The following is a 17,716-nucleotide window of genomic DNA, read 5'->3' on the forward strand; positions in this document are numbered from 1 at the left end:
CGATTGGATTTGCGATGAACGTTGTTTTGGTCAAGACCGATAAGAGCCGCACGGGAAGCGATCTCTTCACGCTTGCCCGCGCGCGCCTGCCTGGCACCGGCAAGGTCGCTGAGCTGCGGGCGCAGGCATTCGCCACCTTCGAACGGTTGGGCTTGCCGCACCGCCGGGTCGAGGAATGGAAATACACCGATTTGCGTGCGCTGATGCGCGAGCTGCTGCCGCTGGCGGACGCGCCCGATGCGGCGGCGCTGGCGCGCGCGAAGGCCGCGCTCGAGTCTGTTGCGGTTGAAGGTGCCATCAAGCTGGTGCTCGTCGATGGCGTGTTCGCGGCCGAACTGTCCGATGGTGCCGAGGCGGGCATCAGCCTGCAGACGCTGCGGGATGTGCTGGAGAACGAAGCCAGCGAGTCACGTGCCGAGCTCTTGCTGACGACCTCGACCGATCCGATGATCTCGTTGAACGCTGCACTGGCGACAGATGGCGTGGTGGTCGGAATTGCCGATGGTGTGCAGTTGTCGCGACCGTTGCAGTTGATCCATGTCGCGACTGCCGGGAAGGCGTCGCGCTACACCCGTTCGCATCTGCAAATCGGCAATGGCGCACGCGTGAACCTAGTCGAAACCTGCGTCGCTGCCGAAGGCGCGTCCGCTTATCAGGCCAACGATACCGTCATCATCTCGCTCGGCGACGACGCGGCGCTGTCGCACATCCGACTGATGCGCGATGCGAATGATGCCACCAACATCACCTCCGTCCTGTTCACGGTCGGCGCCAACTCCAAGCTCAACCTGTTCAACATGACGAGCGGCGGCAGCTTGAGCCGTTTGCAGGGTTTCATCACCCTGACCGGCGAGGACAGCGAGCTCACGATCAACGGCGTCAACCTGCTCCGCGGCAAACAGCATGGGGACATGACATTGGTGGTCGATCATGCTGTGCCGGGCTGCACCAGCCGCGAGAACTTCCGCGCGGTGCTCGACGATCGCGCCCATTCGGTGTTCCAAGGCCGCATCATCGTCAAGCCCGACGCGCAGAAGACCGACGGCAAGATGATGACGCGGGCGCTGCTGCTCTCCGACGAGGCCGAGGCCGACAACAAGCCGGAGCTGGAGATCTTCGCCGACGACGTCTCCTGCGGCCATGGCGCCACCTCCGGCGCGCTCGACGAGAGCCTGCTGTTCTATCTTCGCGCGCGCGGTCTTCCCGAGAAGCAGGCGCAGGCGCTGCTGATCCAGGCCTTCGTCGGCGAAGCCATCGAGGCCATCGAAGACGAGTCCCTGCGTGAGCGCGTGATCGACGCCGCGCAGGCCTGGCTGGAGGCGCGATATCATGAGTGAGGGCGTGAGCACCCATCCGGCCGTCGCCAACGGCTCCTACGACGTCGCGTGGGTGCGCGCCGATTTCCCGGCGCTTGCGCTCAAGGTCTACGGCAAGGACCTGGTCTATCTCGACAACGCCGCCTCGGCGCAGAAGCCGAAGGCCGTGCTCGACCGTCTCACGGAAGCCTACACGTCCGAATACGCCAATGTGCATCGCGGCCTGCATTATCTCGCCAATGCCGCCACCGAGGCCTATGAGGGCGCGCGCGGCAAGGTCGCACAGTTCCTCAACGCCAGCCGATCTGAAGAGATCATCTTCACCCGCAACGTCACCGAGGCGATCAACCTGGTGGCGTCGTCTTTCGGCGAGCCGAACATCGGCGAGGGCGACGAGATCGTGCTCTCGATCATGGAGCACCATTCCAACATCGTGCCCTGGCATTTCCTGAGGGAGCGCCATGGCGCCGTGATCAAATGGGCGCCGGTCGACGACGAGGGCAACTTCCTGATCGAGGAGTTCGAGAAGCTGCTGTCGCCGCGTACCAAGCTGGTTGCGATCACCCAGATGTCGAACGCGCTCGGCACCGCCGTGCCGGTGAAGGAGGTCGTCAGGGTCGCCCATGCCCGCGGCATCAAGGTGCTGGTGGACGGTGCGCAAGGCGCGGTGCACCTGCCGGTCGACGTGCAGGACATCGACTGCGACTTCTACGCCTTTACTGGTCACAAGCTGTACGGCCCGACCGGGATCGGCGTGCTCTACGCCAAGCATGAGCACCTCGTCGCGATGCGCCCCTACAATGGTGGCGGTGAGATGATCCGCGAGGTTGCCAAGGACTGGGTCACCTATGGCGATCCGCCGCACAAGTTCGAAGCCGGCACGCCGCCGATCGTGCAGGCGATCGGGCTCGGCGCCGCGATCGACTACGTCAATTCGATCGGCAAAGCGCGCATCGCGGCCCATGAGCATGACCTTGTCGAATATGCGCAGGAGAAGCTGCGCGAGATCAACTCGCTGCGGCTGATCGGCACCGCCAAGAACAAGGGCCCGGTGATCTCCTTCGAGCTGAAAGGTGCCCATGCCCACGATGTCGCCACCGTGATCGACCGCCAGGGCATCGCGGTGCGGGCCGGCACCCACTGCGTGATGCCGCTTCTGGAACGATTCAACGTGACCGCGACGTGCCGGGCCTCGTTCGGCATGTACAATACGCGGGACGAGGTTGATCAACTGGCACAGGCGCTGATCAAGGCGCGGGAACTGTTCGCATGAGTGACACGGCGGAAATCAAGAACGCGGCCCTGGAGACGCATTCGGCGCTTGGCCCGGAAGAGACCGAGCGGCTGACGCGCGAGATCATCGCGGCGCTGAAGACCGTGTTCGATCCGGAAATCCCGGCCGACATCTACGAGCTCGGCCTGATCTACAAGGTTGATATCAAGGACGACCGCAGCGTCGATGTGGTGATGACCTTGACGACGCCGAACTGTCCGGCGGCCGGCGAGCTGCCGACCATGGTCGAGAACGCGATCGCCAGCGTGCCCGGCGTGGGCGTCGTGAGCGTCAATATCGTCTGGGAGCCGGCCTGGACGCCTGACCGGATGAGCGACGAGGCCCGCCTCGTGCTCAACATGTGGTGACGCGTCACAACAGCCAGGCGTCGCCAGATAGGCTTTGGCATTTGAATGCGGGATTGATTGGCTGCCGGGATTGACCACATGAAGGACATGACACAGCAAGCATCGACCGTTTCCGCCAAGCCGAAACCGCGGCCCCGTCCGCAGGTGATGAAGCTGACCGACGCCGCAGCGGATCGCATTCGCGAGCTCGCCCAGCGCGCCGATTCCGAGATCGTCGGCCTGCGCGTCGGCGTCAAGAACGGCGGCTGCGCCGGGCAGTCCTACACCGTCGAATACGCCCACGACATCCGGCCGACCGACGAGGTGGTCGAGGACAAGGGCGTCAAGATCCTGGTCGATCCCAAGGCCGTGCTGTTCCTGCTCGGCACCGAGATGGACTACAAGGCCGACAAGATGCAGGCGCAGTTCGTGTTCAAGAACCCGAACGAGGTTTCCGCGTGCGGCTGCGGCGAGTCGGTGCAGCTCAAGCCGGCGGAAGTCTAGCTCGCGCGTCAAACTCAGCTGTCGTCCGGGAAAGCCAGCCGCGCTCTTGCGCGGTGAGCGCGATGCGGGATCCATAACCACAGGGAGATGTGCTAGGGTACGCTGGAACTACGAGCGTGCCCTACCTCATGCCTTGTGATTGTGAATCCCTGCGCTAGTGCGCAATTGCGCGCAAGGCGGCGGACGACAGTTGAGTTCTGGCGATGGACCGCGAATTCCTCACCGACCTGTTCGCTGATTTTGGCCCCGTGACCATCCGGCGGATGTTCTCCGGCTATGGCATCTCGGTCGACGGCGTCAATTTCGCGCTGTCCCTGCGCGCCGGCCTGTTCTTCCGTGCCGATGACGAAACCATCCCCCGGTTCGAGGCCGAGGGCTCCAAGCCGTTCTCCTATCAGACCAGCACGCGATCGGTCACTGTGGCGTCCTACTGGCAATTGCCGGCGCGGCTGTTCGACGACACCGAGGAACTCAGCGAATGGGCAAGGGCGGCGCTCGGCGCAGCCCAGCGCGCGGCGCTGAAGAAGCGCGCCCGGAAGCCGCGCAAGTCCAAGACAGCCGCGGCGGCGAAGGCTGCAAAGCCGCCAGCCAAGGCACGAACGCCCGAAAAGGCACGAACAACCAAAGCGCGCGCGACCGGCAAGAAAACGCCGTCAGCCGCCAACGCTCGGATGAAGCGGCCGCCGACCGGAAAGTCGCCCACGAAGGCCGAACCGCTTCGAGAGCGGAGGAAGCTCAGAGCGGCGCGCGCACCGGCCTGAGCAGGAATGCCGGAAGATGCGAATGATCCGCGGGCTCGTTGTCGGGCTCGCGGTGCGGACGTCGCATCGGCGTCCGTCCCGGTGAGGCGGGCTGCGGTGCGGGCGTCGCGCTGCCGCGCGCGCCATTGGCATGGCGCGGCTCGCCCTCCGAGCGGCGCGGTTCACTATGGGCGCGGCGCGGCTCGCGCTCGCGCGAGCTGACCTTGCTGCGTCCGCGCCGAGAGCCTTCACGCGCGCGCGGCTCGCGATCTTCGGCCGCCGCCTCCTGCAGGTCGTATTCGACGTCGCTGCGCGGGATCGGCTGGCCGATCAGCTTCTCGATCGCAGCGATCGACTTCGTATCGAGCGATGTGACGATCGAGATTGCGGTGCCGGTGCGGCCGGCGCGGCCGGTGCGGCCGATCCGGTGGACGTAGTCGTCGGGATGATGCGGCACGTCGAAATTGAAGACGTGGCTGACTTCGGGAATGTCGAGGCCGCGGGCGGCGACGTCGGAGGCCACCAGCAGCGGCAGCTCACCCTTGCGGAACTGATCGAGCGCGGCCATGCGGGCCGACTGGTCCATGTCGCCGTGCAGCGCGCCGGCGCTGAAGCCGTGCTTCTGCAGCGATTTGTGAAGAATGGCGACGTCTCGCTTGCGATTGCAGAAGATGATCGCGTTCTTGAGGTCCTTGGCGTCGCGGAGCAGGCGGCGCAGCACGTCGCGCTTCTGATGGGCCTCGCGGCCGGAGGGAACTTGCGACTGGGTGACGGTGACTGCCGTCGTGGCGGGCCGGGAGACTTCGACCTTCTGCGGATTGTGCAGGAAGGCCTCGGTGACGCGCCGGATTTCCGGCGGCATGGTGGCGGTGAAGAACAGCGTCTGGCGGGTAAAGGGAACCAGCTTGCAGATGCGCTCGATGTCCGGGATGAAGCCCATGTCCAGCATGCGATCGGCTTCGTCGATCACCAGCAGCTCGACGCCAGTGAGGAGCAGGCCGCCGCGTTCGGTGTGATCGAGCAGGCGTCCGGGCGTGGCGATCAACACGTCGACGCCGCGCGTCAGCTTGGAGTCCTGGTCGCCGAACGAGACTCCGCCGATCAGCAGCGCGACGTTGAGCTTCTGGCCGGCGCCGTAGCGATCGAAGCTTTCCTTCACCTGGGCAGCAAGCTCGCGGGTTGGCTCCAGGATCAGCGTGCGAGGCATGCGGGCCCGGGCGCGGCCCTTTTCCAGGATGGTGAGCATCGGGAGCACGAAGGCCGCGGTCTTGCCGGTGCCGGTCTGGGCGATGCCGAGCACGTCCTTGCGTGCCAGCACATGGGGGATCGCCTGTTCCTGGATGGGAGTGGGATTGGTGTAACCAGTTGCCGCGACAGCGGCGAGCACCTTGTCGGACAAACCGAGATTGGAAAAAGACATCGAGCCTCTATGTGAAGCGCCTTGGGCGACGGGGCCTCTTATCGACGCCGCCGTTAGGAATCGAGGGGTAAAGGCTGTGGTCGCGTTCAGCCCCGAAACGGCGTGCTCTTCGAAAAGCTGGGGGCTCTCTGACTTACGCAGACCCGCGGTCAATCTTGAAGGAACCCGATCCGGTCCCGAGCCGCGTCGACACGGAACATAGGGGGAAATCGCCCAAAGTCAATGGAGAAGGCCCCGAAAGCGCCGAAAAACCCTAATGTTTTCGTACAAACAAGCAGCAAACCCTTCATTTTCCGGTCAAGTGATTCGACGCCGGAAAACGCCTGTTCGGCGCGTTGCCGAGCTATTCCAAGCGCTGGCCTCCTTTGTCACAGTGCTGTTTCGTTTCTGGAGCGAGCATCGCCTTCCGGGCGGCGGTCGAACCGGTGGCAATGACTTTTCGACTATGGCACAGACAGCTCGGACGCGACGCCGAACGCAGGATGTCGCGCCGCAGGGCAGGGAAGCCGATGACAAGATTGTTGAAGACCTGTTTCGCATGCGGCCTTGCGACTATCGTCATCGCGGTTGTCCTGCCACTCGCAACGCCCGCTTACGCCGCCAAACGCGTGGCGCTGGTGATCGGCAATAATGACTACAAGAGCGTGCCGAAGCTGCAGAAGGCGGTCAACGATGCCCGCGCCATGGGCGATGCGCTGAAGCAGCTCGGCTTCAACGTCATGGTCGCGGAGAACCTCAACCGCCAGCAGTTCAGCGAGGCGCTGCTGACCTTCGACAATACGGTCGAGCCGGGCGATACCGCCTTCTTCTTCTATGCCGGCCATGGCTTCGAGATCGCCGGCCAGAACTTCCTGCTGCCGACGGATGTACCTGCCGCGACCGAGGGACAGGAGGAGCTGGTGCGTGACGCCTCCGTGCTCGCCGACCGCATCATCGAGCGGCTGCAGAACAAGAAAGCGCGCACCTCGATCCTGGTATTCGATGCCTGCCGCAACAATCCGTTCGAGCGGCCCGGCACGCGCGCGGTCGCCGGCGGCGGTGGGCTGGCACCGATGACTCAATTGCCGGAAGGCGTGTTCTCGGTGTTTTCGGCCGGGCCGCGGCAGACCGCGCTCGACCGCCTCTCCAACGAAGACGCCAATCCGAACTCGGTGTTCACGCGCACCTTCGCCAAGGAGCTGGTCCAGCCCGGCCTCAACATGGTGCAGATCGCGCAGCGGACGCGCCGGCTGGTCAGCGAGCTCGCCGAGAGCGTGCATCACAAGCAGATCCCGGTCTATTTCGACCAGATGGTCGATGACGTCTTCCTCAACGGCCTTGCCAAGGGGGCGCCGGAGAATGCCGCGCCGGCAGCGGCACAGCCGAAGCTGGCCGCATTGCCGCCAGTGTCGGTGCCGCGCGTGCCGCCCGCCAATGAGTCGCTGAATGCGCCGATCGCAATGTTCTCGCGCAACAATGGCGGCTGGAGCATCACCTTCTCGATCGTCGATCCCGCACTCGGAATTTCGTGGCGTCTCGGTGATTCCGGTGATTTCCGCGAGACAGGTTTCATGGACATTCTCGATCCACGAACCCGCAAGCGCATGCCGAATTTCTCGATCCAGCTGCCGGCCGATACGCCGGGCGGCACCCTCCAGGTGCGCTACATCGATGCCAATGGCGAGATGCAGGGGCCGTTTCCGATCAAGTTCGATCCGGAAGCCGCGCTGATCCACGACCAGCGCAAGATCCTCGACATGACCTCGACGAGCTGGCTCTCGTTCCGTGAGTTCAACGGGCTGCTCGTCTATTATACGCATCTGATGTCGTATCGCTGCGCGATCCGGCAGGTGAAGATCGGCATCGATACATCGATGCCTGATAAGCTCCTCACCATGCCCGCCTGCAACATGAAGGATCCGATCTCGATTCCGTCGGATGCTTCGCCCTATCTGAAGCTGCCGCCCTCGACGAAGTTCGTCTCGGTCGAGCTCACCTATCGCGACGGCAGCGTGTCCGAGATCAAGAGCTTCCGGCGATAGCGCATTCCGACAAATGAAACCGGTTCTCCGTCACGACAAACGCCAATGGCGTTTGCGTAGAGATCAAGAGCTTTCGGCGATAGCGCCGAACAGCTAGGCCGAGACCGAGTATCCGCCGTCGACCGGAATCGCGGTGCCGGTGATGAAATCCGATGCGGGCGAGCTCAGGAAGACGGCGATCCCTGCGAAGTCGCCGATGTCGCCCCAGCGACCGGCCGGCGTGCGCGCCAGTACGCGATCATGCAGGCCATCGACCTGTTTGCGGGCGGCCTTCGTGAGATCGGTGTCGATCCAGCCCGGCAGGATCGCATTGACCTGGATGTTGTCGGCGGCCCAGGCGCAGGCACAGGCGCGGGTGAACTGCACGATGCCGCCCTTGCTCGCGGCATAGGCCGGCGCGAAGCTGGCGCCGAAGATCGACATCATCGAGCCGATATTGATGATCTTGCCGGCGCTGGCGGCCTTCAGCGCGGGGTAGGCGGCCTTCGAGCAGAGAAAGGCGCTGGTCAGATTGGTATCGATGACCTGCTGCCACTCGTCCGGCTCGACGACGTGTGGCGGCTTACGGATGCTCATGCCGGCATTGTTGATGAGGATGTCGATGCGGCCAAGCTCGCCGGTGACACGTGCGATCATGGCAGCGACGGCGTCCTTGTCGGTGACGTCGGTTGCGACTGCGATGGCGCGAACGCCGCGCGCCCTGAGGTCCTCGACCGCGGCAGAGGATTTCGCCTCGTTGCGCCCGACCACCGCGATGTTGGCCCCTGCGTCCGCGAGGCCCCGGGCCATGCCGAGCCCGATGCCGCCATTGCCGCCAGTCACGATGGCGACCTTGCCGCGAAGATCGAAAGAAGAAGCTGTCATGATGTCATTCCCAGGTTCGGTTTAGCGGTTGCTGGCTTGCCAGATCAGCACCAGCCCGAGTGCGGCGACCGCGGCTCCGTATGCCGCCCATTGCAGCTGGTTGACCATGAAGCTCGTGCTTGGCCAGGCGATGATGCCGGTGCCTTGGCCGATCCAGAGTAGGCCGAGGGCGAGCAGGAACAGGCCAGCGATCAGCATAGCTCTGCGCATGGTCGTCCTCCCTGCCGCTCGCCGGCTGTCCCGGTCTATCGTGCGACAAGCGTAGCGGCAGCCTGATACGATCGCCAGAGCGACGTGCCGCATGGCGCGAATACTCGACGCACAAACAAAAGGCCCCGGCAGGGCCGGGGCTTTCCGTTCGTCAGAGAGGGACGAAAGATCAGTACTTCGCGACGACCGGGCCGGTCCAGTTGAAGCGGTAGACCAGCGAGGTGCTGATGGTCTGGACCCACGGCTTGAAGCTGACGGTATCCGTGGTCGCCAGATTGCCGACATCCGTCCGGACGGCGACATCCTTGCGATCGTAGTAAGCGGCGCGATATTCGGTCTTCATGAACCAGCCCGGCGCCGAAATGCCGAAGATGTTCAGGTTGTTTTCGACACCGCCGCCAACGAACCAGCCGTTGCGGTTGAACGAGTCGGTATGGAAGCCGGAGGCCGCACCGGTGAGATCGGTCAGGCCAGCACCCGACCAGTGCGAGCCAGAGTAACCGGCATTGACGTAGGAGAGCACATTCGGCGCAACGAGATAGCCGACGCGGGCACCAGCGGCCCAGGCGTCTTCCATCTTGATACGGCCGGTCAGGGCAGCGAACTGATCCTGAATCGTGCCGCGCAGGCTGCCGAACTGGCCATCGGCGAAGGCGCCGATCACCCAGTTGCTGACCTGCCAGTCATAGCCGATACCGACGGTGCCGAACCAGCCGTCACCGCCGACGCGCTGATCGATTGTTGCCGGCACGCCGAGAACGTTGGTGTGCGAGTCGGCATCCCAGATGCCACCGCCGGCACCGCCGAAGATATAGAAGCCGGTCCAGCTCGGCGCGACCGGCGCGACCATCGGAGCCTTGGTGTAAGGCCGTGCAGCGAGGTCGGCTGCCGACGCGGCACCAGTCAGCGCCATCAGCGCGACCGAAGCGAGCAAGAACTTTTTCATATCCAAATCCCCAAGATATGCCGCAGTGGCAGATAGTCGTGTCGGCGATTCCCTCGCCTGATGTGCCTCAATATAGCCCATCACCGTGGAAATGCTGTTGCACGGTAGGCACACCGGTCCGAAAAGGGTATGGCTGGCTGCGCTATCTTTCGCCAAAGTACTGATCTTACAAATGAAAACAGGTCCCACGCCGCCAGCATGGAACCTGCAATTAGCACGGGAAGCCCGAAAAAAGGGGCTTGCATGGTTGCGGAAGACTAAACGTCGAGCAGGTCGTCGCTGGCGAATTCCGCTTTTTCCGAGATGAAGGCGAAGCGTGCTTCGGCCTTGGTGCCCATCAACCGCTCGACCGAATCGGCAGTGCCTTCGCGGTCGTCGGCCAGCAGCATCACGCGCAGCAGCGTGCGCTTGGCGGGGTCCATGGTGGTCTCCTTGAGCTGCACAGCGCTCATTTCGCCGAGACCTTTGAAACGGCTGATCTCCACCTTCGCGTTGGCGTGGAACTGGCTCTTCAGCAGCTCCTCCTTATGGGCATCGTCTCGCGCGTAGACGGACTTGGCGCCATGGGTCAGCTTGTAGAGTGGCGGCACGGCCAGATAGAGATGCCCCTCGTCGATCAGCCGCGGCATCTGCCGGTAGAAGAAGGTGATCAGCAGCGAGGCGATATGGGCACCGTCGACGTCGGCGTCGGTCATGATGATGATGCGCTGATACCGCAGGTCCTCTTCGCGGTAATGCGCGCCGGTGCCGGCGCCCATCGCCAGGACGAGGTCCGACAGCTGGGCGTTGGCGGTCAGCTTGTCCTTGCCGGCGGAAGCCACGTTGAGGATCTTGCCACGCAGCGGCAGCACCGCCTGGGTCTTGCGGTCGCGCGCCGCCTTGGCGCTACCGCCGGCCGAATCACCCTCGACGATGAAGAGCTCTGAATTTGCCGTCCCTGCATCGCTGCAGTCGGAGAGCTTGCCGGGGAGGCGGAGCTTCTTGGTCGCGGTCTTGCGCTGAGTTTCCTTCTCTTGGCGGCGGCGGATGCGCTCCTCGGCACGCTCGATGACGAAATCGAGCAACCGATTCGCCTGCATCGGGTTGCCGGACAGCCAGTGGTCGAACGGATCCTTGACCGCCTGCTCCACGATTCGCTGCGCCTCGGCGGTGGCAAGGCGGTCCTTGGTCTGGCCCTGGAACTCCGGCTCGCGCACGAACACCGATAGCATGATGGCGGCGCCCACCATGATGTCTTCGGACGTGATGGAGGCGGCGCGCTTGCCCTGGCCGGCGCGCTCGGCGTGATCCTTCAGGCCGCGCAGCAACGCGCTGCGGATGCCCGATTCATGGGTGCCGCCGTCATGCGTCGGAATCGTGTTGCAGTAGGAGTAGAGGAAGCCGTCCGCGTCCGCAGTCCAGGCGACAGCCCATTCGCAGCCGCCATGGCCGCCCGTGCGGCCCGATTTGCCGGCGAAAATATCCGGATGCACCAGCGCGTCGGCGTGGATCGCCCCTGCCAGATAGTCCTTGAGGCCGCCAGGAAAGTGGAAGGCCGCTTCGGACGGGACGTCCTCGATGCCCTTGAGCAGCGCGGGGTCGCATTTCCAGCGGATCTCGACGCCGCCGAACAGATAGGCCTTCGAGCGCGTCATATTGAACAGGCGCTGCGGCTTGAACGTCGCCTTGGCGCCGAAGATGGTCGGATCGGGCTGGAAGCGCACCTTGGTGCCGCGGCGGTTGGGGGCCTTGCCGACCTCCTCGAGCTTGCCCTTGGGGTGGCCGCGCTCGAACACCATGCGATAGAGCTTCTGGTTGCGCGCGACCTCGACCTCGAGCCGGGTCGAGAGCGCGTTCACCACGGAGATGCCAACGCCGTGCAGGCCGCCCGAGGTCTCGTAGACCTTGGAGTCGAACTTGCCGCCCGCGTGCAGCGTGCACATGATGATCTCGAGCGCCGACTTCTTCGGAAATTTGGGATGGGGATCAATCGGGATGCCGCGGCCGTTGTCGGTCACGGTCAGGAAGCCCTCGCCATCCAGTTCGACCTCGATGAAAGTGGCGTGGCCGGCGAGCGCTTCGTCCATCGAGTTGTCGATGACCTCGGCGAACAGGTGATGCAGCGCCTTCTCGTCGGTGCCGCCGATATACATGCCGGGGCGACGGCGCACCGGCTCCAGGCCCTCGAGGACCTCGATGTCGCGGGCGGTATATTCGCCCTCTGACCCGGCTGCACGCGCGGCCGCCTTGGCCGGGGCCTTGCTCTTCACGGCGGCCTTGGCGGCCTGCGCCAGCATCTCACCGGGCTTTGCCTTAGTTTTGGCTGCGGATTTCAATGGCTTGTCCATAGATTTGATAGCCTGCATGCACCGCGCGGAGCGCCGGGGCACGACGAATCGGTTGGCCTGACTATGCCATGGATGGACGGAAAACAATGACCGGCGCTTATCGGGGCGATCTTACCGCCTGGAGATAGGCACTCGGCCGGCCACTTTCACGCGCGGAGCCGGCCTTTGTGACTTGAAGTATTGCGGTTCCACGGCGTACCAGTCGCGTTCACGGGAACCCTAAAAGGCTTCAAAGATTTAAACGCGCGCTTGGACGGAAGGCGATCGGGATGGAAGATTTTGGGCGCGCGGTCGCCGAGTTCGTGCGCGACCACCAGGCCTGGGCCGCTCCGATCGTGCTCCTGCTTGCATTCGGTGAATCGCTAGCCTTCATCTCGCTGCTGATCCCGGCCTGGGGCGCGCTGGTCGCGATCGGGGCGCTGATCGGGGCAAGTGGCATCAGTTTCTGGCCGATCTGGCTGGCTGGCGGCTTTGGTGCTGCGCTAGGCGACTGGGTCTCCTATTGGTTCGGCTACCGCTACAAGGAGCAGGTCGCCGCGATGTGGCCGCTGTCGCGCTATCCGGACCTGTTGCCGCGAGGGGAGGCCTTCGTGCGCAAGTGGGGCGTGCCCAGCATCTTCATCGGCCGCTTCTTCGGGCCGTTGCGGGCCTCGGTGCCGCTCGCGGCCGGCATCTTCGAGATGGACTATGTGCGGTTTCAGATCGCCAATTTCGTCTCGGCCCTGGTGTGGGCCGCAGCATTGTTGCTGTTCGGAGACGTGATCGCGCGGATCATGGAATGGCTGTGGCGCGTGGTCTGACGACCGCTTTGCATCTCCAGGGGGGCATGCTTGACGCCGGCGGAACCCAGCCCTATAGCGATGCCGATGATCAACGCCTCGACCATTCTGTTTGCCATGCGCCGCCGCCGTGCTCTCGCGGTACGGGCGGTTGTCTGCGTTTAGATCACAGCCCCTGCCGCCGGATCCTGTCCCGCGGCATTCTCCCTTGCAGCGCGGTTCGATCAGGCGGCTCCTTCGTCCAGCAGGAGTTTTCCAATGCATACGCGGCCGCCATTCAAGCCAGACTGTCCCGCAAGCCCAGGCCGCGCGGACGCGCGCTCGCGATCAACGGCGCGGATGCTTATCTCTGCCCATGAGCTTTGAACGGAGCGTGTCATGACCTTGATCGAGACCAAGCAGCCGAAAGATCATGCCCAAGCCACCACGACACGCTCCGTGTTCGTCGATGGCGGGTCGGGCACCACCGGCCTCGGCATCGCGGAGCGGCTGAGCCGTCAGAGCGACATTACGGTGAAGACCATCGCCGAGGACAAGCGCAAGGACCCCGGTGCCAAGAAGGCGTTGATGGAGCAGGTCGACCTCGTCATCCTCTGCCTGCCCGATGAGGCGGCCAAGGAGACGGCGGCGTTGATCGACAGCCTGGGCAATGCCGCGCCCAAGGTGATCGACGCCTCGACCGCTTTCCGCGTCGCACCCGACTGGACCTACGGCTTTCCCGAGCTCGCGGCGGGCCAGGCCGACAAGATCCGCCATGCCGGGAAGGTCTCCAATCCCGGCTGCTATCCGACCGGTGGCATCGCGCTGCTGCGGCCGCTTGTCGATGCAGGCCTGCTTCCATCTGACTATCCGGTGACCGTGAATGCGGTCAGTGGCTATTCCGGCGGCGGCAAGTCGATGATCGCAAGCTTCGAGAACGGCACTGCGCCGCATTTCGAGCTCTACGGCCTCGGCTTCGAGCACAAGCATCTGCCGGAGCTGCAACTCTATTCGAAGCTGACGCGGCGGCCGATCTTCGTGCCTTCGGTCGGCAATTATCGACAGGGCATGCTGGTGTCGATTCCGTTGCAGCTCGATACGCTGCCGGGCAAGCCCACCGGCGCCGATCTGCAGGCCGCGCTGGCGAAGCATTATGCGGGAAGCAGGTTCGTCTCGGTCATGCCGCTGGAGAATGACGCGGCCAAGAGCGGACGGCTGGAGCCGGAGGCGCTCAACGACACCAACAAGCTCGAGCTCTACGTCTTTGCCAGTGACAAGCATCACCAGGCGGTGCTGGTGGCGCGGCTCGACAATCTCGGCAAGGGTGCCTCGGGCGCGGCGGTGCAGAACATGCGGCTGATGCTCGGATTGCCGGAGATCGATTGAGTTCGAACAAGGACGCGAAACCGTGAGCGACAAGAAGGCTCTGCCGGTGACGCCGGCGGATGTGCAGGCCGCTGCCGCGACGATCCGCGGCGCGGTGCTGGCGACCGCCTGCAACCAGACCCGCACGCTCGGCGAGATCTGCGGCTGCAACATCTGGCTGAAGTTCGAGAACCTGCAGTTCACCGCCTCGTTCAAGGAACGGGGCGCGCTCAACCGCCTGCAGGCGCTCTCGGCCGATGAACGCAGGTGCGGCGTGATCGCGATGTCGGCGGGAAATCATGCGCAGGGCGTGGCGTATCATGCGAGGCGTCTCGGCATTCCCGCAACCATCGTGATGCCGATGGGCACGCCGATGGTGAAGATCGAGAACACCAGGCGGCATGGTGCCCAGGTGATCATTTCAGGCGCAACCCTGGAGGAAGCGGGGGCGTTCGTCCGCGATCATGCCGCGGCGCATGGGATGACGCTGATCCATCCTTACGACGATCCGCTGATCATCGCGGGGCAGGGCACCATTGGCCTCGAAATGCTGGCCGCGGTGCCGGAGCTTGACACGCTGGTGGTGCCGATCGGCGGCGGCGGGCTGATCTCGGGCATCGCGATCGCCGCGCGCGCACTCAATCCCGCGTTGCGGATCGTCGGTGTGCAGGCCGCACTTTATCCGTCGATGCACAATGCCATCAATGGCGGCGCGCTGCCGATGCGCGGCGATACGCTGGCCGAAGGCATTGCGGTCAAGGCGCCGGGCCGGATCACGACCGAGATCATCCGCGCGCTGGTCGATGACATCGTGCTGGTCACCGAGCCTGAGATTGAGCGCGCGGTGGCAGCGCTGATCTCGATCGAGAAGACGGTGGTGGAGGGGGCGGGCGCCAGCGGGCTTGCCGCGGTACTGGCGCACCCGGAGCGCTTCGCCGGGCGCAACGTCGGTCTGGTGCTGAGCGGCGGCAACATCGACACAAGGTTGATCGCCTCGGTGCTGACGCGCGAGCTCGCGCGCGAGGGCCGGCTGACGCAGCTGACGATCGACATCGTCGACCGGCCCGGCCAGCTCGCCGCGGTGTCGCATCTGCTCGGCAATGCCGGCGCCAACATCATCGAGGTGTCGCACCAGCGCACCTTCTCAGACCTGCCGGCCAAGGCGACCCTGCTGGGGCTCGTCATCGAAACCCGCGACCAGACGCATCTGGACGAGGTGATGGCCGCGCTGGCGGCAGCGGGTTTTCAGGCTCGCTGCACCTGAGCAAGCAATAGGGACTTACAGCCAGCCGAAGATCGCAACCGCCAGCACGGCTTGCGCCAGGAAGCCAACGGTGAAAGCGAGCGTGCGGAACACCGGCAGACCCAGCGTGTAGACGATCAGATGTGCGACCCGTGCCCAAAAATAGACGGCGCAGGCCAGCACGGTCCATTTGGTCGAATAGTCGATGGCGTTGAGGATCAAGACCAGCGGCGCGAAGATCACGAGGTTCTCGACCGCATTGTCGTGCGCGAACATCAGCCGGCTTGCCCAGTCGGCAAGCGGCTTGTCGCCGCGCTGCGGGTTGGCCATTGCGCCTGCGAGCCCGCGCACCTGGCAGCGGTTGACGACATAGGGAATCCACAAGAGCCCGGTCAGGATGACCGTCAGCGTCAGCCAGAACAATTCGCGCGTCATGTATTTCCCCTCGACTGATATCGTCCCATCCCGGTGGGCGAGGGGAATTATACAAAAGCGCGGCTGGAAGCGCTACGCGCGGACGCGCACATAGCTGCCGGGCGCGTCCTCGAGCGGAGGCAGGGCGTCGCTGCCGACGGTGCGTGCCGGAACTTCTTCTGGGTCGAGCTCGCCGAGCCATTGCCGCCAGTCCGGCCACCACGAGCCCTTGTGCTCCTGCGCGCCCTTGATCCAGTCCTGCAGCGAGATGTCCTTGATCGCGTCGTTGGTCCAGTACTGGTACTTGCCCGAGGCCGGCGGATTTACGACGCCGGCAATGTGGCCCGAGCCCGACAGCACATATTTCACCGGGCCGCCGAAGAATTGCGAGCCGTAGAGCACTGAATCGGCCGGCGCGATGTGATCCTCGCGGGTGGCGAGATTGTAGATCGGCACCTTGACCTTGGAGAGATCGAGCAGTGTGTTGTCCAGCACCATGGTGCCGGAGGTCAGCCGGTTCTCCAAATAGCAGTTGCGTAAGTAGTAGGAATGATTGGCCGCCGCCATGCGGGTGGCATCGGAATTCCAGTGCAGGAGGTCGAATGCCGACGGCGGCTGACCCTTCAGGTAGTTGTTGACGACATAGGACCAGATCAGGTCGTTCGAGCGCAGCATGTTGAAGGCCATCGCCATCTTGCTGCCTTCGAGCACGCCCGAGGCCTGCATGTCGCGCTCGAGCGCCGAGATCTGGTTCTCGTCGACGAACACGAGCAAATCGCCGGCGTGGGTGAAATCGACCTGCGCGGCGAGCAGCGTCGCCGAGGTCACTCGCTGCCGGCGCTTGTCCGCGAGCCAAGCCAGCGTGGTGGCGAGCAGGGTGCCGCCGACGCAATAGCCCATGGTGTGGACCTTCATCTCGCCGGTGGCGCGCTCGATGACGTCCATCGCGGTCAGCGGGCCTTCCTTCATGTAGTCGTCCCAGGTCTTGGTCCCGAGCGACTTGTCCGGATTGACCCAGGAGATGACGAACACGGTGACGCCCTGATCGACGCACCATTTGATGAAGGACTTTTCCGGCCGCAGGTCCAGGATGTAGAACTTGTTGATCCAGGGCGGCACGATCAGGAGCGGGGTGCGCAGCACCTTCTCCGTGGTCGGCGTGTACTGGATCAGCTGCATCATTTCGTTCTGGAAGATCACCTTGCCCGGCGTCGTCGCCATGTTGACGCCGACCTCGAGATTGGCCGGATCGGACTGGCGGATCTTCAGCATGCCCTTGCCGGCCTCGATGTCCTCCGCGAGCATCTGCATGCCGCGCGCCAGATTGTTGCCGCTCGACGTCAATGTGTGGCGCAACAGTTCGGGATTGGTGAGCACGAAGTTGGACGGCGACAGCGCGTTGGTGATCTGGTTGACGTAGAACTCCGCCTTCTTGCGCGTGGCGGGGTCGAGCCCTTCCGCGTTATGCACGAGGTCCTGCGCCCACTGCGTGGTCAAAAGATAGGCCTGCATGATGAAGTCGAAGAACTGGTTCGACTTCCATTCAGGGTCGGCGAAACGCTTGTCGCGCGGCGAGGGCGAGATCGCGGGCGGCGCCTGCTCGCCGGCAAGGCGGCGCATCGCAGAGCCCCAGAGGTCGAGATAGCCCTTGCCGATCCGGGTCTGGATGTCGGCGGCGCGGTCGTTGTCCGACAGCCAATATTCGGCCACAGCAGTGAACGACTTGATCATCTCGGCAAGCTCGGGCGGCGGCCGATCCTGCACCTCGCCGCTCTCGCGCGGCTTGAGATAGGCGGCGAGCGCCTTGCCACCATTTTCCATTGCCCGCGCGATGTTCATCGCGAAGGCTTCCGCATCGAACGTCTGGGCTGGTTTGGTCTCGGTGGGTACGTCGCTCATGGCCGAAATACACTAACGTGTCGCGGACGGTTCGTCACCGCGCGAGATCAACAATCCGCGAGTTCGCAC

The 17,716-nt window shown here is 64.2% G+C and carries 16 protein-coding genes; 9 read left to right on the forward strand and 7 right to left on the reverse strand.

What is annotated here, in order from left to right; genetic code table 11:
- Positions 1–14: 14 nt before the first annotated feature.
- The 5 genes from sufD to P6U24_RS17700 all read left to right on the forward strand — a co-directional run bounded on the left by sufD (position 15) and on the right by P6U24_RS17700 (position 4,201).
- Complete coding sequence (gene sufD / locus P6U24_RS17680; protein ID WP_407160343.1) at positions 15–1,337, forward strand: Fe-S cluster assembly protein SufD; 1,323 nt, start codon at positions 15–17, stop codon at positions 1,335–1,337.
- A 4-nt stretch (positions 1,338–1,341) separates the two neighbouring features.
- Entirely contained in the window at positions 1,342–2,589 is a 1,248-nt protein-coding gene (locus tag P6U24_RS17685) for a cysteine desulfurase (RefSeq protein ID WP_407160500.1), read from the forward strand.
- Positions 2,586–2,957, forward strand: a complete 372-nt coding sequence (locus P6U24_RS17690; RefSeq protein WP_407160344.1) for an SUF system Fe-S cluster assembly protein — start codon at positions 2,586–2,588, stop codon at positions 2,955–2,957. Before P6U24_RS17685 ends, P6U24_RS17690 begins: the two co-directional genes overlap by 4 nt.
- A 78-nt stretch (positions 2,958–3,035) precedes the next feature.
- On the forward strand, positions 3,036–3,440 hold the full coding sequence (locus P6U24_RS17695) for a HesB/IscA family protein (protein WP_407160345.1): 405 nt from the start codon (positions 3,036–3,038) through the stop codon (positions 3,438–3,440).
- 203 nt (positions 3,441–3,643) lie between these two features.
- The gene (locus tag P6U24_RS17700) at positions 3,644–4,201 is read left to right on the forward strand and encodes a TfoX/Sxy family protein (protein ID WP_407160346.1); all 558 of its coding nucleotides are present in this window, start codon (positions 3,644–3,646) and stop codon (positions 4,199–4,201) included.
- On the opposite strand, the gene P6U24_RS17705 is transcribed toward P6U24_RS17700, so the two are convergent.
- Complete coding sequence (locus tag P6U24_RS17705; protein ID WP_407160347.1) at positions 4,176–5,600, reverse strand: DEAD/DEAH box helicase; 1,425 nt, start codon at positions 5,598–5,600, stop codon at positions 4,176–4,178. The genes P6U24_RS17700 and P6U24_RS17705 overlap by 26 nt on opposite strands.
- Positions 5,601–6,109: 509 nt before the next feature.
- Between P6U24_RS17705 and P6U24_RS17710 the strand changes: the two genes are divergently transcribed.
- Positions 6,110–7,621: a caspase domain-containing protein gene (locus P6U24_RS17710; protein WP_407160348.1), complete on the forward strand. Its 1,512-nt coding sequence runs from the start codon at positions 6,110–6,112 to the stop codon at positions 7,619–7,621.
- 93 nt (positions 7,622–7,714) lie between these two features.
- Here P6U24_RS17710 and P6U24_RS17715 read toward each other — a convergent pair whose 3' ends face one another.
- From P6U24_RS17715 to parE, 4 genes are all read right to left on the reverse strand, one after another.
- Positions 7,715–8,485 carry an SDR family NAD(P)-dependent oxidoreductase gene (locus P6U24_RS17715; RefSeq protein ID WP_407160349.1) on the reverse strand — a complete coding sequence of 257 codons (771 nt, stop codon included), beginning with the start codon at positions 8,483–8,485 and terminating at the stop codon, positions 7,715–7,717.
- 21 nt (positions 8,486–8,506) lie between these two features.
- The gene (locus P6U24_RS17720; protein WP_407160350.1) at positions 8,507–8,695 is read right to left on the reverse strand and encodes a hypothetical protein; all 189 of its coding nucleotides are present in this window, start codon (positions 8,693–8,695) and stop codon (positions 8,507–8,509) included.
- 169 nt (positions 8,696–8,864) lie between these two features.
- Positions 8,865–9,641, reverse strand: coding sequence for an outer membrane protein (locus tag P6U24_RS17725; protein ID WP_407160351.1), 777 nt, complete (start codon positions 9,639–9,641; stop codon positions 8,865–8,867).
- 257 nt (positions 9,642–9,898) lie between these two features.
- A complete protein-coding gene (gene parE / locus P6U24_RS17730) occupies positions 9,899–11,968 on the reverse strand; it encodes a DNA topoisomerase IV subunit B (RefSeq protein ID WP_407160352.1) in 2,070 nt (689 codons plus the stop codon).
- A 269-nt stretch (positions 11,969–12,237) separates the two neighbouring features.
- On the opposite strand from parE, the gene P6U24_RS17735 reads away from it, so the two are divergent.
- From P6U24_RS17735 to P6U24_RS17745, 3 genes are all read left to right on the forward strand, one after another.
- Positions 12,238–12,768, forward strand: a complete 531-nt coding sequence (locus P6U24_RS17735; protein ID WP_407160353.1) for a DedA family protein — start codon at positions 12,238–12,240, stop codon at positions 12,766–12,768.
- 357 nt (positions 12,769–13,125) lie between these two features.
- Entirely contained in the window at positions 13,126–14,112 is a 987-nt protein-coding gene (argC, locus tag P6U24_RS17740; protein ID WP_407160354.1) for an N-acetyl-gamma-glutamyl-phosphate reductase, read from the forward strand.
- A 22-nt stretch (positions 14,113–14,134) separates the two neighbouring features.
- Complete coding sequence (locus P6U24_RS17745; protein WP_407160355.1) at positions 14,135–15,355, forward strand: threonine ammonia-lyase; 1,221 nt, start codon at positions 14,135–14,137, stop codon at positions 15,353–15,355.
- A 15-nt stretch (positions 15,356–15,370) separates the two neighbouring features.
- Here P6U24_RS17745 and P6U24_RS17750 read toward each other — a convergent pair whose 3' ends face one another.
- Together P6U24_RS17750 and P6U24_RS17755 are read right to left on the reverse strand one after the other, a co-directional pair.
- Entirely contained in the window at positions 15,371–15,769 is a 399-nt protein-coding gene (locus P6U24_RS17750) for an MAPEG family protein (protein WP_407160356.1), read from the reverse strand.
- Between the two features lie 72 nt (positions 15,770–15,841).
- On the reverse strand, positions 15,842–17,647 hold the full coding sequence (locus tag P6U24_RS17755) for a PHA/PHB synthase family protein (RefSeq protein WP_407160357.1): 1,806 nt from the start codon (positions 17,645–17,647) through the stop codon (positions 15,842–15,844).
- Between the last annotated feature and the right edge of the window lie 69 nt (positions 17,648–17,716).

It is taken from the genome of Bradyrhizobium sp. STM 3557, assembly GCF_045571465.1.
Classification (GTDB): Bacteria; Pseudomonadota; Alphaproteobacteria; order Rhizobiales; family Xanthobacteraceae; genus Bradyrhizobium.

What these genes read in the sequence shown, in the direction of transcription:
- P6U24_RS17695 (WP_407160345.1), top strand. Translation starts at nt 3,036, where the DNA reads ATGAAGGACATGACACAGCAAGCATCGACCGTTTCCGCCAAGCCGAAA.
- P6U24_RS17705 (WP_407160347.1), bottom strand. Translation starts at nt 5,600, where the DNA reads ATGTCTTTTTCCAATCTCGGTTTGTCCGACAAGGTGCTCGCCGCTGTC.
- P6U24_RS17735 (WP_407160353.1), top strand. Translation starts at nt 12,238, where the DNA reads ATGGAAGATTTTGGGCGCGCGGTCGCCGAGTTCGTGCGCGACCACCAG.
- P6U24_RS17755 (WP_407160357.1), bottom strand. Translation starts at nt 17,647, where the DNA reads ATGAGCGACGTACCCACCGAGACCAAACCAGCCCAGACGTTCGATGCG.
- P6U24_RS17700 (WP_407160346.1), top strand. Translation starts at nt 3,644, where the DNA reads ATGGACCGCGAATTCCTCACCGACCTGTTCGCTGATTTTGGCCCCGTG.
- P6U24_RS17725 (WP_407160351.1), bottom strand. Translation starts at nt 9,641, where the DNA reads ATGAAAAAGTTCTTGCTCGCTTCGGTCGCGCTGATGGCGCTGACTGGT.
- sufD (WP_407160343.1), top strand. Translation starts at nt 15, where the DNA reads ATGAACGTTGTTTTGGTCAAGACCGATAAGAGCCGCACGGGAAGCGAT.
- P6U24_RS17710 (WP_407160348.1), top strand. Translation starts at nt 6,110, where the DNA reads ATGACAAGATTGTTGAAGACCTGTTTCGCATGCGGCCTTGCGACTATC.
- P6U24_RS17715 (WP_407160349.1), bottom strand. Translation starts at nt 8,485, where the DNA reads ATGACAGCTTCTTCTTTCGATCTTCGCGGCAAGGTCGCCATCGTGACT.
- parE (WP_407160352.1), bottom strand. Translation starts at nt 11,968, where the DNA reads ATGGACAAGCCATTGAAATCCGCAGCCAAAACTAAGGCAAAGCCCGGT.
- P6U24_RS17690 (WP_407160344.1), top strand. Translation starts at nt 2,586, where the DNA reads ATGAGTGACACGGCGGAAATCAAGAACGCGGCCCTGGAGACGCATTCG.
- P6U24_RS17750 (WP_407160356.1), bottom strand. Translation starts at nt 15,769, where the DNA reads ATGACGCGCGAATTGTTCTGGCTGACGCTGACGGTCATCCTGACCGGG.
- argC (WP_407160354.1), top strand. Translation starts at nt 13,126, where the DNA reads ATGACCTTGATCGAGACCAAGCAGCCGAAAGATCATGCCCAAGCCACC.
- P6U24_RS17720 (WP_407160350.1), bottom strand. Translation starts at nt 8,695, where the DNA reads ATGCGCAGAGCTATGCTGATCGCTGGCCTGTTCCTGCTCGCCCTCGGC.